Source organism: Elusimicrobiales bacterium (assembly GCA_041651175.1).
Lineage (GTDB): Bacteria > Elusimicrobiota > Elusimicrobia > Elusimicrobiales > Elusimicrobiaceae > JAQTYB01.
In genome coordinates this window covers 36,378-51,532 of record JBAZJT010000006.1, presented here as the reverse complement: position 1 = coordinate 51,532, position 15,155 = coordinate 36,378, and the positions used below count along the sequence as shown (strand labels likewise).

Below are 15,155 nucleotides of genomic sequence, written 5' to 3'. Positions count from 1 at the left end.
CCGCGCAGCATGAAAAAATGCCGCCGGCTTCTGAAGCGCAAGAAACAAAATCCGCCGGGGAAGTTATCCGCTACTGTCCGCAGCACTTTTTGTATTTTTTGCCGCTGCCGCAGGGGCAGGGATCGTTTCTGCCGGTTTTGGGGGCCTCCGGCGCGGATTTCGCGGCGGGTTTCCGTTCCGGCCTTGCCGCGGGTCGCGGCGCGCGGGGCTGCGGCGCGTTTTCCGGGGGCGGGGTTTCCTCCGCCGGGCGCGGCTTGGGAGGCGGCTGGATTTTGAACAGATAATCCACCATCTGGTCGCGCACCCGCGCCATCATGGACTGGTACATCCCGAACGATTCCTTCTGATACTCTATAAGCGGGTCCTTCTGGCCGTAGGCGCGCAGGCCTATGCTTTTCTGCAGCTGGTCCAGCTCGTAGAGATGGCTTTTCCACGAATGGTCTATAAGCTGCAATAGCAGCATCCGCTCCACATGGTGAAAATCCAGCCCGTTTTCGGCAAACACCTGAATGCGCTTCTGATAGACCTGCTCCACCTTGGCGCGCAAATCCGTTATGAGGGTTTCGCGCGGGCATTTGGCCATGTCCTCGGCGGAATACGGCAGCTCCATGCCGAAGAGGCGGCGGAAAAACGCCGTCAGGCTTTCCATGTCCCAGAGCTGGACATGCGTGTTCTCCGCGGCCCATTTGGAAAGCGATTCTTCCAGAACCTCGTCTATCATCGCGGCGGCCATGCCGCTTATGTCGCCGCCGTCCAGGATTTTGTTGCGCAGATTGTATATCGCCGTGCGCTGCTGGTTCATCACCTTGTCGTAATCCAGCAGGTGCTTGCGTATGTCAAAGTTGTGCGCCTCCACGCGGCGCTGCGCGCCTTCTATCTGCTTTGAGAGGATGGGATGCTCTATCGGCTCGTCCTCCTCGGCGCCGAGGGTCTGCATGACGGACGTCAGCCGGTCGGAGCCGAACAGCCGCATCAGTTCGTCGTCCAGCCCGAGGTAGAATCTGGAGCTGCCGGGGTCGCCCTGGCGGGCGCAGCGGCCTCTTAACTGGTTGTCTATGCGCCGGGCCTCGTGCCGCTCGGTCCCCAGCACGTGCAGTCCGCCGTTTTCCACCACGTATTTCTGCTCCTCCGGGTTTGCGGGGCTGCCGCCCAGCACGATGTCGGTGCCGCGGCCCGCCATGTTGGTGGCGATTGTAACGCCCCCCTTCCTGCCGGCCTGGGCGATAATCTGGGCCTCCATCTCGTGATACTTGGCGTTGAGGACCTGATGCGGAATTCCCCTGCCGCGCAGCATGGCGGCCAGTTTTTCGGATTTTTCTATGGAGCGCGTGCCCACAAGCACGGGCTGGCCTTTTTTCCAGAGCTGCTCTATCTCTACGCAGATGGCGTTGAACTTGGCCTTTTCGTTGAGATAAATGGAGTCCGCATAATCTATCCGCACGCACTTTTTATTGGGCGGAATTTCCACGACGTCCAGTTTGTAAATTTCCCAGAATTCGCTGGATTCCGTCATGGCGGTGCCGGTCATGCCGGAGATTTTGGTGTAGAGCTTGAAGAAATTCTGGAAGGTGATGGTGGCCAGCGTCTGGTTTTCCTCTTTTATGGCCAGCCCTTCCTTGGCCTCCACCGCCTGATGCAGCCCGTCGGACCAGCGGCGGCCCGGCATGAGCCTGCCGGTGAACTCGTCCACGATTATGACCTCGCCGTCTTTTACCACGTAATCCACGTCCCGCTCGTAAAGGTGGTGCGCGCGCAGCGACTGCGTCAGGTGATGCGCCCATTCGGACTGCACGTCGTCGTAGATATTGGACACGCCCAGAAATTTCTCGGCCTTGGAGACGCCGTCGTCGGTGAGGGTAACGGTGTGGGCCTTTTCGTCTATGATGGCGTCGTAGCCCTTGGTCAGATCCTCGCCGGAGTATTTGGCGGCGACCTCTTCCTTGTCGGTTATCTTGCGGATTTTAAGGTTGGGCGTAACGCGGTTTACTATATGGTACTTGTCCGTCGTCTCTTCCGACGGGCCGGATATTATCAGCGGGGTGCGCGCCTCGTCTACGAGTATGGAGTCCACCTCGTCTATAACGGCGAAATGCAGCGGGCGCAGCACGCGCTCGGCCTTGTCTATGACCATGTTGTCGCGCAGGTAGTCAAAGCCGATTTCGTTATTGGTTACATAGGTTATGTCGCAGCGGTACATGCGCTGCCGTTCGTCGTTGCGCATGTCGTGAAGTATGAAGCCGACGGTAAGCCCCAGGAATTCGAATACCGGCCCCATCCACGCGCGGTCGCGCTTGGCCAGGTAATCGTTGACGGTTACTACATGCGCGCCCTTGCCCGAGAGCGCGTTAAGATAGGCGGGCAGCGTGGCCACGAGGGTTTTGCCCTCGCCGGTGCGCATCTCGGAAATTTTACCCTGGTGCAGCACCATGCCGCCCAGCATCTGCACGTCGAAATGGCGCAGGCCTATGGCGCGGCGCGCCGCCTCGCGCACGACGGCGAATGCCTCCGGCAGCAGGTCCTCCACCGTTTCTCCGGCGGAAAGCCGCTCCCTGAACTCGGCGGTTTTGGCGCGGAGCTGCTCGTCGGAAAGGGGCTTTATTTCAGCCTCCAGCGCGTTTATCCTGTCCAGCGCGGGCAGGAGCTTTTTGAGGTCCCGCTCTGATTTGGTCCCGAAAAACGATTCCACGACCCGTTGTATCATAAGAAGCTGTCTCCGAAAAAATTAGCGGCGGCGGGCGGCTGTCCCGCTCACCCGTATTTTAGCATATACTCCGCGCCGCGTTCCGGTCATTTGAATTAAATCCGTTTCGTGGTATAATTACCGCGGCGTAGCAGGCGGCCCGCCAGGCCCATTACCCGCAGCTGGCAGCGAGAATTTCGGCGGTGGATGGCGCGGACAGTCCGCCGCGGAATTTGACGAGCATACCCGTACGGTATGTAAGGAAAATTCCGCACAGGAATGTCCCGCCAGCCGCCGCCGAATTCCGTTGCCAACTGCGGGTAATGGGCAGGGGCTTCATTCCTCCGGTTCGGAGCGTATATGAAAAAGCTGTTCCTCCTTCTGTCCGCCGCAATCGCGTTTTCGCTTCCCGCTTATTCCGGGCAGGATATATCGGCGGACGGCGCGCTGTCGGGCCTGCTAAGCCTGTCCGACGCGTCCTCCGGCGCGAAAATCCCCGCAATCCCGGCCACCGGGCGGGCGCATGTCCGGGCCGAGAGGCAGAAAGCCGGAATCCCGCCCGTGGGCCACGACGCGCCCTATAACAGCACCTGCGTCCCGTCGCAGGACATCGCGCCGGGAGCCGGGTTTTCCCCGGAGGTGCAGGACCAGCCGCGCAACGGCGCCATAACAACCCTGCTGGGCCGGATTGCGACCTGCGACATACTGCCATTCAAGCAGGACGGCACTGTGTTCACAAACCGGGAAGGCCGCCTTCCGAAGGAGCAAACCGGCTGGTACCATGAATACACGCTTATAGTCCCCGGCAGGGAAGTGGGCGACGGGCCGGTTCCGATTCAGATAGGCGGAAAAACCTATATGACCGGCACCATGATGAGCAAGCGCGGCTCGGAGCGGGTTATCATCGGCGGCGGCAAGCGCATTTTCTACACGCCGGACCATTACAACACCTTCATAGAGCTGAAAGTTGTCCGCTGATGGCATTCCCGGAAGACCAGCCCGACGTGCTTGAGGCGCCGCCGCCAGAAGCTGCGGCGCTAAAGCGCGCCGCGCTGGAAAGCGGCTTTGCCGTGCTGGAGCTTGACGGCGCGAAAATGCGCGGCAAGGCGGAACTGCTGGAGCATATGGCCGCCGCGCTGAAATTCCCGGCGGATTTCGGGGCGAACTGGGACGCCGCGGTGGATTACCTGTCGGATTTACCGTCCTTCCATCCGTCGGAGAAATTCCTGGTTGTTATCGGAAACCGCGCCGAAATCCGGCGCGACCCCGCGCTTTACGGGGAGCTTTTCCAGACGCTTGAATTCGCCGCGCAGCGCGCCCGCCGGATGCAGGGCTGCCCCGCCCTTAAATTCATCCTGTCCGGCGAGTGAACTCCATATTTCGCCCAACCGCCTTAAAAGGTATAATGGACCGGAGCGCCGTTCGCTGAACGCGCGCCACTGGAGATTTTATGGAAGAAAAGCTTTTTCTCGTCGGGTTGCTCATGGGCGCGTACTGGCTTTGGTTCCGGCGGATGCATAAGCTGAACCGCCTCGGCCTGCATTGGGGCGCGCTGGTACACGGCCTGTTCGCCGCCTGGCTGGCGCATCTGGGGATGATGCTGCTTTCCATAAGCATGGAAAGCCGCGTCAATTCCGCCTCGCCGTACAGCCTCACAAAGGAGCAGTTGATTCTCTGGTCCGCGGCCATAGCAATCGCCTTCATCTGGAATTTCGTCCGCTATCTGAAATCCGGCGATGCGGACAGGGCCGAAGCCATGAAAAGCGATCTGGAGTGGACGGAAACCATCTCCTCCGCGCTGCTGCTGGCGTCGGTGGTGATGTTTTTTCTGGTGCAGGCGTTCAGAATTCCGTCGGGCTCCATGCGCCAGACGCTGATAGAGGGCGACAGGATTTTCGTCAACAAAATCAGCTACGGGCTGAAGCTCCCATTCACGGACAAGCGTATTTTGCGGCTGAGGCCGATAAAACAGGGCGATGTCATAGTTTTCCGTTTCCCCAGCGACGACCCGCGTGATATTCAGTGCGGCGGCTATCAGTATGACAAGGACTTCATAAAGCGGCTCATCGGCCTGCCCGGCGATACGGTGGAGCTGCATAACGGCGCAGTCTCGGTGAACGGGCAGTTGCTGACCGGCGAGAAATACGCGGTTTACAGCGACACCATGCGCCAGTCCAGGCCGGAGGGCGTCAATCCGGATGATTATCAAAAGCTCTGGCAGGGCCGCGACCTGGGCCGCGCCATAGGCGAGCAGGCGCGCGACAATTTCGGCCCCGTAAAAGTCCCGCCCGGCAGCTATTTTGCCATGGGCGACAACCGCGACCATTCATGCGACTCCCGTTTCTGGGGGCCGGTGCCGGAAAAAAACATAAAAGGCCGCGCGTGGTTCATCTACTGGCCGCCCAACAGGGTGGAAATGGTGCATTGATATGAAAAAACTGTTTTTTACGCTGATTTTGGCAGCCCTCCCCGCCGTATGCGCGGCGGCGGGCAAAGTCCCGGCGGCGCGCGCGGAAAGCGCGCCGCTTCCCGCCTATCCGGCGGGGGAGGCCAGGCCCCGCTTTCTGGTGGCCTCTTTTTCCGGCGTCATAAGCCCCGTCGCCGCCGAGTATCTGGCGGAAGCCGTAGGCCGGGCGAATGCCGGCGCGGACGCGCTGGTGATCCGGCTGGACACTCCGGGCGGGCTGGACCTTGCCATGCGCGATATAATAAAAGAAATGATGGCGGCAAAAGTGCCGGTCATCGTATACGTGTCGCCTTCCGGGGCGCGGGCGGCCTCCGCGGGGGTTTTCATCGGAATGGCGGCCAATGTGCTGGCCATGGCGCCGGGAACCAATATAGGCGCGGCACATCCGGTAATGCTGGGCGCGTCAGGCGTTTCCGAAAGCAAGGACGACAAGAAAGACCCCATGGAAAGCAAAGTCCTCAACGACGCTTCCGCCTATCTCAAGTCCATAAGCGCGCAGCGGGGCCGCAATGCGGACTGGGCGCTTAAAGCCGTCTCCAAAAGCGATTCCGTAACGGCGGACGAGGCGGTGAAGCTCAATGTGGCCGATTTTGTCGCCTCCGATATGGACGATTTGCTGGCCAGACTTGATGGACGGGAAATAGCCGGTTTCGGCAGCTTCAGGGCCAAAGGCGCCGCGCTGGAATTTTTTGAGCAGACACGCCGCCAGAAATTCCTTTCCACCATAAGCGACCCCAATGTGGCCATGATATTGATGAGCGTCGGCGCGGCGGGTATTCTGATAGAACTGTACAATCCGGGATTGATATTGCCGGGAATTGCGGGCGCGCTGTCGCTGATAACGGCGTTTTACTCTTTCCACACGCTTTCGGCCAATTTCGCAGGGGTGCTGTTCATTCTGCTTGGAATCATACTGTTTTTTGCCGAGTGGCATGTGGCCAGCTACGGATTGCTGACCACCGGCGGCATTATATCGTTGGTTATGGGCGTTATGATGCTGTTCAAAGGGGTGCCGACTATGGGAATTGGGGTAACGTTGTCGGTTCTTTTGTCCACCGTGGGCGGATTGCTGCTCATTGCGTTGCTGATAGGTATTGTCGTGCTGCGCGCGCAGTTAAGAAAAGTGGAAACCGGCGCGGAATCGCTTATCGGCCAGAAAGGCAAAGCGAAAACCGCCATATCCGCCTCCGGCAAGGTTTTCATTCAGGGCGAGCTGTGGGACGCCGTGTCATCTTCCGGCGAGATAGCGGAAGGCTCCTCTGTTAAAGTGGAGAGCATGGCCGGCCTTGTTCTGACCGTTTCAAAACTGTAGCTGCCGGAGATTGCGCGGGTTCCGGGTTTTTGTTAAGATGTTTTCACATGAAAACTAACCGGGGGTGCGATGACGGAGATAATATCTCTTGCCAATCAGAAGGGCGGGGTGGGCAAAACCACCACGACGGTAAATCTTGCCTACGCGCTGGCCTGCCTTGACAAGGAAGTTCTTGTAATTGACATGGACCCGCAGAGCAATGCCTCCTCCGGGCTGGGCATTGCGCCGGAAAAATCCGTAAAATCCATTTACGACGTGATGTCCGGCAAAGTTTCGGCCCATGACGCGATATGCCAGACGGATATGGAATGGCTGGATGTAATTCCCGCCAGCCATGACCTGGCGGGGGCGGAAGTGGAGCTTGCCGGAATGCAGCACCGGGAAAATGTTCTTAAAACCGCGCTGGCCCCGCTGCGCGGAATGTATAAATACATCTTTATAGACTGCCCGCCTTCGCTGGGATTGCTGACGGTGAACGCGCTGGCCGCATCGGACAGCGTCATAACCCCGATACAATGCGAGTATTATGCCATGGAAGGGCTGGCATATTTCACCGACACGGTGGCAAAGGTCAAAACCTTCCTCAATCCCGCCCTTAAAATAGATGGCGGGGTGCTGACCATGTACGACGCGCGCATAAACCTGTCCAATCAGGTGAAGGATGAGATTTTCCGCTATTACGGCGAGCGGGTTTATAAAACCCCGGTTCCGCGCAATGTCCGCCTTGCAGAGGCCCCCAGTTTCGGGCAGAGCATATTCACCTATGACCCCGCCTGCCGCGGCGCGATAGCGTATTTTGACCTTGCGGTGGAATTTCTGCTGCGCCGCGGCGCGAATCCGAAGCAATTTGAGGGGCTCAAGCCCTATATCGGCGACGACGGCGACGATTTTGATTACGGAGGGTAGATATGAGACAGGCTTTGGGCAAGGGGCTTGACGCCCTTTTCAGGCAGACTCAGACCGGCACTCCAGAGAATGCCGGCAATGCGGCGGCCAAAATACCGATAAACAAAATCAAGCCGAACCGTTTCCAGCCGCGCCAGAATTTCAGCGACCAATCCATAGCCGAGCTGGCCGAATCAATAAAGCTGCACGGCCTGGCGCAGCCGGTGGTGGTGGTCTACGACCGCGAAACCGGGGAGTACGAGCTTGTCGCCGGCGAGCGCCGCCTGCGCGCCTGCAAACTGGCCGGGCTGGAGGAGATAGACGCCGTCGTCCGCCCCCCCCAGTCCGACGAGAAAATGCTGGCGCTCTCCCTTGTGGAAAACATCCAGCGCGAGGATTTGAACCCCGTGGACACCGCCCTGGCATACAGCGGGCTGGTGGAGAAATTCGGCGTCTCCCAGTCCGACCTTGCCCGCTATTGCGGCAAAAGCCGGGCGGCAGTCTCCAACAGCCTGCGCATTCTGGAGCTGGAGCCGGAAATCCGCAAATCCATCCAGACGGGCCTGATAACCGAAGGCCATGCCCGCGCGCTGCTGACGGCGCATCCCAGAACGCGGCTGCGCCTGTTCGGCGAGATTGTGGAGCGCAAATACACCGTCCGCCAGGCGGAAGACACCTGCCGCCGCGCCGCGGACGGCGGCGCCTCCGGAAAACGCCCCCCCGCCTGCAAAGCGGCGGACACCGCCGCCGCGGAGCAGCGCATAAGCCGCGCCCTCGGCGAGAAAACAGAGATACGCCCCGCCCGCAAGGCCGGGACGGGGACGCTGGTCATACGGTATTCTTCCACAGACAGCCTCAACGCCATTTACCGCCGGCTGACCGGAGAGCTGTGAGATTAGACTTGCTCCCGAATAATTTTTTGGGCAAAAATCACGGCTTTTGGCCTGCAACTTCGCGGCCATCGGCTTACACACCCCGCCGGAGTGTGCTCGCCTCTGTCCGCTGCGTTGCAGGCCAAAATCCTGTCTTTTTGCCTCATAAACCTTATTCGGGAGCAAGTCTATTATTCGCCGCCCTTTGCTGCGCGCTGCCGCTGTTTATCACGCCGCCCGCCCGCGCGCAGGCGCGGACGGACATTCCGGTATACGATTCCGCCGTCGCCGACATCAACCGGTACTATATGTATGCGGACGCCGGCTGGGACGGCAACTGGTACGTGGGCTATAACAACTGCTGGATAATAAAACTGCCGCCCGCCGCGCGGGGGATTTATGCCAAGGCTTTCATCGGCGCGAAACTTGGCCGCGCCAAATCCGCCACGGCGGAGAACAGGCCCTGGGTCAAAATTCCGCTGCCGGGCAAGATATTCATGGGGCTGGCTTTGTCCCCTGTCTTTAATTCCCAGCAAACCTATTTCCTGACCGAAAACAAGGACATTCCCCGCGAGGCGCTCCCCGACGAAACCGTGGAGGGCGCGGGCGCGGCCCGCTGGTTCTGGGCGCAGGTGCCGCTTTCCGAAATCTCCTTTGAGAACCCCAATTATCTGGCCCTCTGGTCCGACAACGAGCCGTTTTCCGGCCCGCAGTCGTCGCCCATCATCGCCGGCGCGCCGGCGGCGGGTGTTGTGGCCTGGGTGAACGGCTCGGTCAAGGGCGCGCCGCCGCGCGACTCTTCCCAACCGCCGGGAACGCCGCTGGGCATGGCGCCGGCCATGGTCATAAAACTGATTCCGCGCAATACCCAGCGCCCGGAGGTCAGCCCCGTGCATGCGCTTGCCGACGGGCAGAACGTAGTGTTTACATTTACCGCGCAGGGGCGGGACGTGCGCGCCGCCTGGCTGGAGCTTTCGCATGACCGGTTTGACTGGCAGCGCATCACCCCCCGCCTGTACGGCCCGCCCTATGTGTTTTCCGTCCCCAGAAGCGGGCTGCCCTCTCTGGATATTTACTTCGTGCGCGCCGCCGCCGCGGACTGGCTGGAAAACACCGGCTACAGCAAAGAACTCTCCATGCGCTGACCCGCGCGCGCGGTCTGCCGCCCTCAACCGATTAGCCTATTGACTTGCGCGCGCCCAAAATTAGAATATTATTAGGCTGATACAACATGATAAGTTCTGTTGAAATAGTGCCGCCCGCGGGGTTGCAAGCCTGGGGAGCCGCGCCCGCGGGCGGACATGCGAAGGAAGGGATTCGTCTGGGAACTCCTTCCCCGCGCAATCCTGCGAGGCGGAAGGCGCCGCCGCGCATGTATCAAGTATGATACGATTGTATCATATATAAAACAAGCCGTCAACCGCGGCCCCGCCGCCGCATGGAGGGGTTATGAAGCTGGGAGCCAAAATCGCGCTGCTGCTCAAAGAGCGCGCGATGACCAAGATAGAGCTTGCAAAACGGCTGGGACTGCGCGATTCCAGCGTGGTATCACACTGGGTGCGCGATCGTTTCCACCCCGACGCGGGCAACCGGCGCAAGCTGGCGGATGTTTTTGAAAAGCCGCTTTCGTATTTTGACGACGACCCCGCCGTTTCCTATACCTCCGGCGGGCCCGCGGCGGATGCCGCGGAGGCCTCGCAGCGGCGGCTGTGCGAGATAATATCCGCCCTGGAGACCGAGGAGCCGCGCCGCACAATCCATGTGGGCGTCATCGGCAGCGTCTCCGGCGAGAATTTCAATTTCGGGCTGGAAAACCCGCCCACCGAATACCTGCCCGTCCTGGTGGAAGCCGCGCCGGGCAAAAAGGTGTTCGCGCTCAAGGCGCGCGGCTCCTGGCTGGAACCCGCCGCGCGGGAGGGGGATTACATCGTGATTTCCCAGTGCGACTGGGTGGACGAGGGCCGGCTGGCGGTGGTGCGGCTGGGCATGGAATTCACGATAAAGCGCATTTTCCGCAAAAACCGCCGTGTGGAACTGCGGCCCGACAACCCGTCGCTGAAAACCGTCAAGCTCGCCCCGCACGAGCTTAACGTGGTGGGGCAGGTGCTGGCAGTCATCAGAAAGCCGTGAGCGGAACCGGCAGCGGAGGGCTGCGCGCCGCCGCCGCGCTGGCGCTGGACATACTGTTTCCGCGCGCCTGCCTGCACTGCAAAAGGGATCTGCCGCTTTCGCTGCGGCGCAGCTGCGGCGGGGGAACAGCCGCCGCGCGCATACTGCGCCGGACGGAGGAAACGCCGCCCGCGCCGCTCTGTTCGGACTGCCTGTCCCGGCTGGAGCCGCTGCCGGAACTGATATGCCAAAGCTGCGGCATCCCCCTGCCGGACGGCGGCGCGCATTGCCGCCGCTGCCGGGGCTGGAAGGCCCGGCGCAGAAAATGCGCGCTTATCCGCGCCGCGCTGGTTTTCAACCCGCAGGCCCGGTCGCTGATACACCATCTCAAATACAAGGGAAAATCCTCCGTCGCGGAATTTCTGTCCGGCTACATGGCCTCCGCGTTGGAGCGCTACGGCGAGCTTGCTCCGTTTCATTATCTGGCGGCGGTGCCGGTGTCAAAAACCCGGCAGGCGGAGCGCGGCTACAACCAGTCGCTGGAGCTGGCGCGCGCGCTGGCGGGGCGCACCGGCCTCCCGCTGCTGGAGCCCGCGCTTGAAAAACCGCGCGACACCCCCCGCCAGGCGCTGCTGGACCGCGCGGCGCGGCTGGAAAACCTCAGAAGCGCGTTTTGCGCCGCCCCCGGCGCGGACCTGCGCCGCAAAACGGTGCTGCTGATTGACGATGTGGCCACCACCGGCGCAACGTTGGAGTCATGCGCCGCCGCGCTCAAAGCCGCGGGCGCGCTGCGCGTGGCCGCCCTCGCCGCCGCGCGGGAATAATAGACTTGTCCCCCAATAGGCTTTACCCGGAAATTGCAGTTGGATTGCGGAATTCGGCGGTGGCTGGCGGGACATTCCTGTGCAGAATTTTCCTTACATACCCTGTGGGTATGCTCGTCAAATTCTGCGTCGGACTGTCCGCGCCATCCGCCGAATTCCGCAATCCAACTGAAACATTCAGGTAAATGCTATTGGGGGACAAGTCTAATACCGGATGAATTCGGGAACCGCCTGCCTCGCGCGGGGCGGGGGAAAATGGGTATAATGCGTTCAGGCCCCCATAGCTCAATGGATAGAGCACCAGCCTTCTAAGCTGGGAATCTAAGTTCGATTCTTAGTGGGGGCGCCAGTTTTTTTGCGGCAACTGCGGGAAAAGGGGAAAATCCATGACGGATGCGGAAGAAAAGCGGGAACTGTCCTTTGCAGAAAACATCAAAATACTCACGGGCGCCTCGCGCGGGTTCTGGCTGTCCAACCTGGCCAATTTCGGCGACGGCATTGCCTATTTCGGCATACTCACTCTGCTGACCCGGTTCCTGGGAACCCGCGTGGGCATGGACGACCGCATGACGGGGCTGAGCGTTTCCATGTTCACGGGACTGGTAACGTTGTTCATGCTCGGCTGCGGATTTCTGACCGACCGGCTGGGCGTGCGCCGCGCGCTGACCTTCGCGCTGGCCTTCCTGCTGGGCGGAAGAATTCTCATCACCCTGGCGCCGTCGCTGTCGGCGGGGACTTCGGCTGCGTTTATGACGGCCTGGGCGGGGCTTATACTGATGGCCTTCGGCTCCGGCGTGCTTCAGCCTACGGTATACGCCGGCCCCAAGGAGTACGCGGACCCGCGCACCGCCGCCATCGGCTACAGCCTGGTGTATGCAATCATGAATCTGGGCATAGTATTCGCCAATTTCCTCTCGCCATATGTTCGGACGAGCGATACTTTCATAAAAATCGGCTCCCTGAAAATCAACGGCCTGGGCTGGGACATAGACGGCGTTTTCATGGTCTGCACGGTGGTAACGGCGGTGATGCTGATAACCAATATGCTGCTGTTCACAAAGACAGTGGAGCAGACCCAACGCATTTGCCCGGCGGACCACAAACCGGACCACCGCCCCTGGACCGAAAAAATAAAAGAGCTGCCCTTCATGGACGCCAGATTCATGGCGTTTATTTTCGTGCTGCTGCCGGTGCGGACGCTGTTCGCCCATCAATGGCTTACCATGCCCGATTATGTTTTCCGCGCCTATCCGGCTGAAGTTGGCGCAAAATTTGAATGGATAAGCGGCCTCAACCCGCTTATCATCGTCGTTTTCGTTCCGCTCATAACCGCGTTTACCCGCAAGGCCCGCATTATCAACATGATGATAATCGGCACCGCAATCTCGGCGCTGACAACGTTTATCCTGTCGCCCGGCCCCAACCTGGCCGCGCTGATAGCCTATACCATCCTGTTTTCGCTGGGCGAGGCGGTCTGGTCGTCCCGGTTCCTTGAATATGTGGCAAGCATCGCGCCTTTCGGCAAGGTGGGCGCGTACATGGGGCTGGCCGGCATTCCGTGGTTTCTGGCGAAATTCACCACCGGGCTGTATTCCGGCTCCATGCTGGAGATTTTCGTGCCGGCGCACGGCTACCAGAGCACCGGCGCGATGTGGACGATATACGGCTTTTTCGCCTGCGTCTCGCCCGTCGGGCTTATACTGCTGCGCAACTGGCTTATGCCAAAACACGCCCCCGCCTGCCCCGCGCCGGGGCAAAAAACGCCGGTTGAGGCTTAATCTGTTTTCAGGCCCCAGAATTTGCCAGAATGGGCCATCAGGAGGAAATTATGGACACAGCAACGCAGGACACGGCGGCAAAATCCGCCGCTCTTATCTCCCTTGCCGAAACCTACGGCGCCAACAACTACCATCCGCTGCCGATAGTGATAAGCTCGGCCAAAGGGATATGGGTCAAAAGCCCCGAGGGCAAAAAATATCTGGACATGCTAAGCGCGTATTCCGCGCTTAACCATGGCCACCGGCATCCGCGCATAATCGCCGCGCTGGTTAAACAGGCAAAGCAGGTTACGCTGACCTCGCGCGCTTTCAACAACGACCAGCTGGGCCCCTGGCTTAAAGAGCTGTGTGAGTTCACCGGCTACGAAATGGCGCTGCCCATGAACACCGGCGGCGAAGCGGTTGAAACCGCCATCAAAGTCATACGCAAATGGGCGTATAAAGTCAAAAAAACCGCGCAGGACAAGGCCGAAATCATAGTCTGCGCCAACAACTTCCACGGCAGGACCACCACCATAGTCGGGTTCTCCACCGAGGCGCAGTACAAAGACGGCTTCGGCCCGTTCACGCCGGGATTCAAGGTCGTAACCTACGGCAACATAGACGAGTTGCGCGCCGCATTCAACGAAAATACCGCCGCGTTTTTGTTTGAGCCGATACAGGGCGAGGCCGGCATACTGGTCCCGCCGGACGGCTACCTCAAGGCCGCGCGCGAGCTGTGCACGCAGCACAACGCGCTTTTCGTGGCCGACGAGATTCAGACTGGCTTTGGCCGCACCGGCAAAAACTTCTGCTGGCAGCACGAGGGCGCGCGCCCTGACATGATGGCGCTGGGAAAAGCCCTCGGCGGCGGGGTGATGCCGATTTCGGCTGTGGTCTCCTCCAAAGAGGTGCTGGGAGTGCTCAACCCCGGCGACCATGGCAGCACATTCGGCGGTAACCCGCTGGCCTGCGCCGTCTCGCGCGAGGCGCTCAAAATTCTCGCCGAGGACAGGCTGGCCGAAAAAGCCGACGAGCTGGGCCGCTATTTCATGCAGAAGCTGCGCGAAATTAAATCACCCCATATCAAGGAAGTGCGCGGCAAGGGGCTGTTAATCGGCCTGGAACTCAAGGCCGAAGCCGGCGGCGCGCGCCGCTTCTGCGAGGCGATGATGAACGCGGGGCTTCTCTGCAAGGAAACGCATGAGAATGTCATACGGTTTGCCCCGCCGCTTATCATCACCCAAAAGGAGATTGACTGGGCGCTCAAGCGCATAGCCAAAGCGCTGAAATAATCCCGGAATCGCAGCCGGGCGGCGGAATTCGGCGGCGGACGGCGGGACATTCCTGCGCGTAATTTTTCCGGCAAACCCTGCGGGTATGCCAGCCTGAAACTTTCAGGCAAATTTTGCGCCGGGCTGTCCTCGCCGTCCGCCGCCACGGTTTCCGCTGCCAACTGCAATTTCCGGGGCGATGATTCCCGCGCTTTCTGGTATAATAAGGCATGAAATTACCGCAATTGGAGGGGCGCGACAGGATTGTTGCCTGGGTTGCCGCCGGAATGGTCCTGGCCGTGGCCGGGACGTGGTGGGGGCTTTTCCGCCAGGACAGCCCGCCGCCGGTGGAGATGGGCAATATGCTGCGCGCGGGCTCCGTCCCGGAGCCGCCGGCCAGGAAAATCTCCCAGGCCGCCATAATGCTGCCCGGAGAGGCCGCCCGCGGGCATATCTCCGTTCGGCAGGAGCGCGATTTTGTGGGCGCGATGATGCCCCCCAAGCCGGTATCCGAGGTGCTGGCCGAAATGGCCGCCGCCAAAAAGATACCCGCCGTGAGCATGAAGGAAAGCGACCTTTCCCGCCATGTGTCCGCGCCCGGGACGCCGTCCAAAAACGCGCATTTGTCGCTGCGCGGCGCGCCGCCCGGCCAGGCGAAAAGCAAGTCCCTGCCTTCCGCGCCGGTGTCCGCCAAGGTTTTCCGCGACCAGTTCAATTATTCCGAATTCGGCAAGACGCATCCCGCCACCCCGCTGCCCAAAGCCGATTTCTCGCGGCAGATTGCGGTGATGCTGGTTTCCATCTCGGAATTCCCGAGCAAAATATTTGAGCCCGTGGGCGCTTCCGAGCGCGGCGGGGCCGTAACCGTTACCTACCGCGTCAACCCGCTTGCCGCCACGGACGACGGCAACTCCTATCCGGTCCTGGTGGTCAACAGCCGGGCCGCCTCGGTGAAGCTGGAGCAGGTCCCTTAAA

At 60.5% G+C, this 15,155-nt stretch carries 13 protein-coding genes and 1 tRNA gene; 13 read left to right on the top strand and 1 reads right to left on the bottom strand.

Features of this window, described 5'->3' with window-relative positions; translation table 11 throughout:
* Positions 1–70 precede the first annotated feature (70 nt).
* On the bottom strand, positions 71–2,701 hold the full coding sequence (gene secA, locus WC421_05015; protein ID MFA5161585.1) for a preprotein translocase subunit SecA: 2,631 nt from the start codon (positions 2,699–2,701) through the stop codon (positions 71–73).
* A gap of 339 nt (positions 2,702–3,040) precedes the next feature.
* On the opposite strand from secA, the gene WC421_05010 reads away from it, so the two are divergent.
* The 13 genes from WC421_05010 to WC421_04950 all read left to right on the top strand — a co-directional run bounded on the left by WC421_05010 (position 3,041) and on the right by WC421_04950 (position 15,154).
* The gene (locus WC421_05010) at positions 3,041–3,658 is read left to right on the top strand and encodes a ribonuclease domain-containing protein (protein MFA5161584.1); all 618 of its coding nucleotides are present in this window, start codon (positions 3,041–3,043) and stop codon (positions 3,656–3,658) included.
* The gene (locus tag WC421_05005) at positions 3,658–4,050 is read left to right on the top strand and encodes a barstar family protein (protein ID MFA5161583.1); all 393 of its coding nucleotides are present in this window, start codon (positions 3,658–3,660) and stop codon (positions 4,048–4,050) included. The genes WC421_05010 and WC421_05005 overlap by 1 nt, the downstream gene beginning before the upstream one ends.
* An 80-nt stretch (positions 4,051–4,130) precedes the next feature.
* Positions 4,131–5,108, top strand: coding sequence for a signal peptidase I (gene lepB, locus WC421_05000; GenBank protein MFA5161582.1), 978 nt, complete (start codon positions 4,131–4,133; stop codon positions 5,106–5,108).
* 1 nt (position 5,109) lies between these two features.
* Positions 5,110–6,459, top strand: a complete 1,350-nt coding sequence (locus WC421_04995; protein ID MFA5161581.1) for a nodulation protein NfeD — start codon at positions 5,110–5,112, stop codon at positions 6,457–6,459.
* A gap of 69 nt (positions 6,460–6,528) precedes the next feature.
* Positions 6,529–7,365, top strand: a complete 837-nt coding sequence (locus WC421_04990) for an AAA family ATPase (protein ID MFA5161580.1) — start codon at positions 6,529–6,531, stop codon at positions 7,363–7,365.
* Positions 7,366–7,367: 2 nt separating this feature from the next.
* Positions 7,368–8,237 carry a ParB/RepB/Spo0J family partition protein gene (locus WC421_04985; GenBank protein MFA5161579.1) on the top strand — a complete coding sequence of 290 codons (870 nt, stop codon included), beginning with the start codon at positions 7,368–7,370 and terminating at the stop codon, positions 8,235–8,237.
* 137 nt (positions 8,238–8,374) lie between these two features.
* The gene (locus WC421_04980) at positions 8,375–9,361 is read left to right on the top strand and encodes a hypothetical protein (protein MFA5161578.1); all 987 of its coding nucleotides are present in this window, start codon (positions 8,375–8,377) and stop codon (positions 9,359–9,361) included.
* A 304-nt stretch (positions 9,362–9,665) separates the two neighbouring features.
* Positions 9,666–10,346, top strand: a complete 681-nt coding sequence (locus WC421_04975; protein MFA5161577.1) for an XRE family transcriptional regulator — start codon at positions 9,666–9,668, stop codon at positions 10,344–10,346.
* Positions 10,343–11,149, top strand: a complete 807-nt coding sequence (locus tag WC421_04970; GenBank protein ID MFA5161576.1) for a phosphoribosyltransferase family protein — start codon at positions 10,343–10,345, stop codon at positions 11,147–11,149. Before WC421_04975 ends, WC421_04970 begins: the two co-directional genes overlap by 4 nt.
* A 274-nt stretch (positions 11,150–11,423) precedes the next feature.
* A tRNA-Arg gene (locus WC421_04965) sits at positions 11,424–11,498 on the top strand.
* Positions 11,499–11,535: 37 nt separating this feature from the next.
* The gene (locus tag WC421_04960) at positions 11,536–12,927 is read left to right on the top strand and encodes an MFS transporter (GenBank protein MFA5161575.1); all 1,392 of its coding nucleotides are present in this window, start codon (positions 11,536–11,538) and stop codon (positions 12,925–12,927) included.
* A 50-nt stretch (positions 12,928–12,977) separates the two neighbouring features.
* Positions 12,978–14,201, top strand: a complete 1,224-nt coding sequence (gene rocD / locus WC421_04955; GenBank protein MFA5161574.1) for an ornithine--oxo-acid transaminase — start codon at positions 12,978–12,980, stop codon at positions 14,199–14,201.
* Positions 14,202–14,410: 209 nt separating this feature from the next.
* Positions 14,411–15,154 carry a hypothetical protein gene (locus WC421_04950; GenBank protein MFA5161573.1) on the top strand — a complete coding sequence of 248 codons (744 nt, stop codon included), beginning with the start codon at positions 14,411–14,413 and terminating at the stop codon, positions 15,152–15,154.
* The last annotated feature ends 1 nt before the right edge of the window (position 15,155 follow it).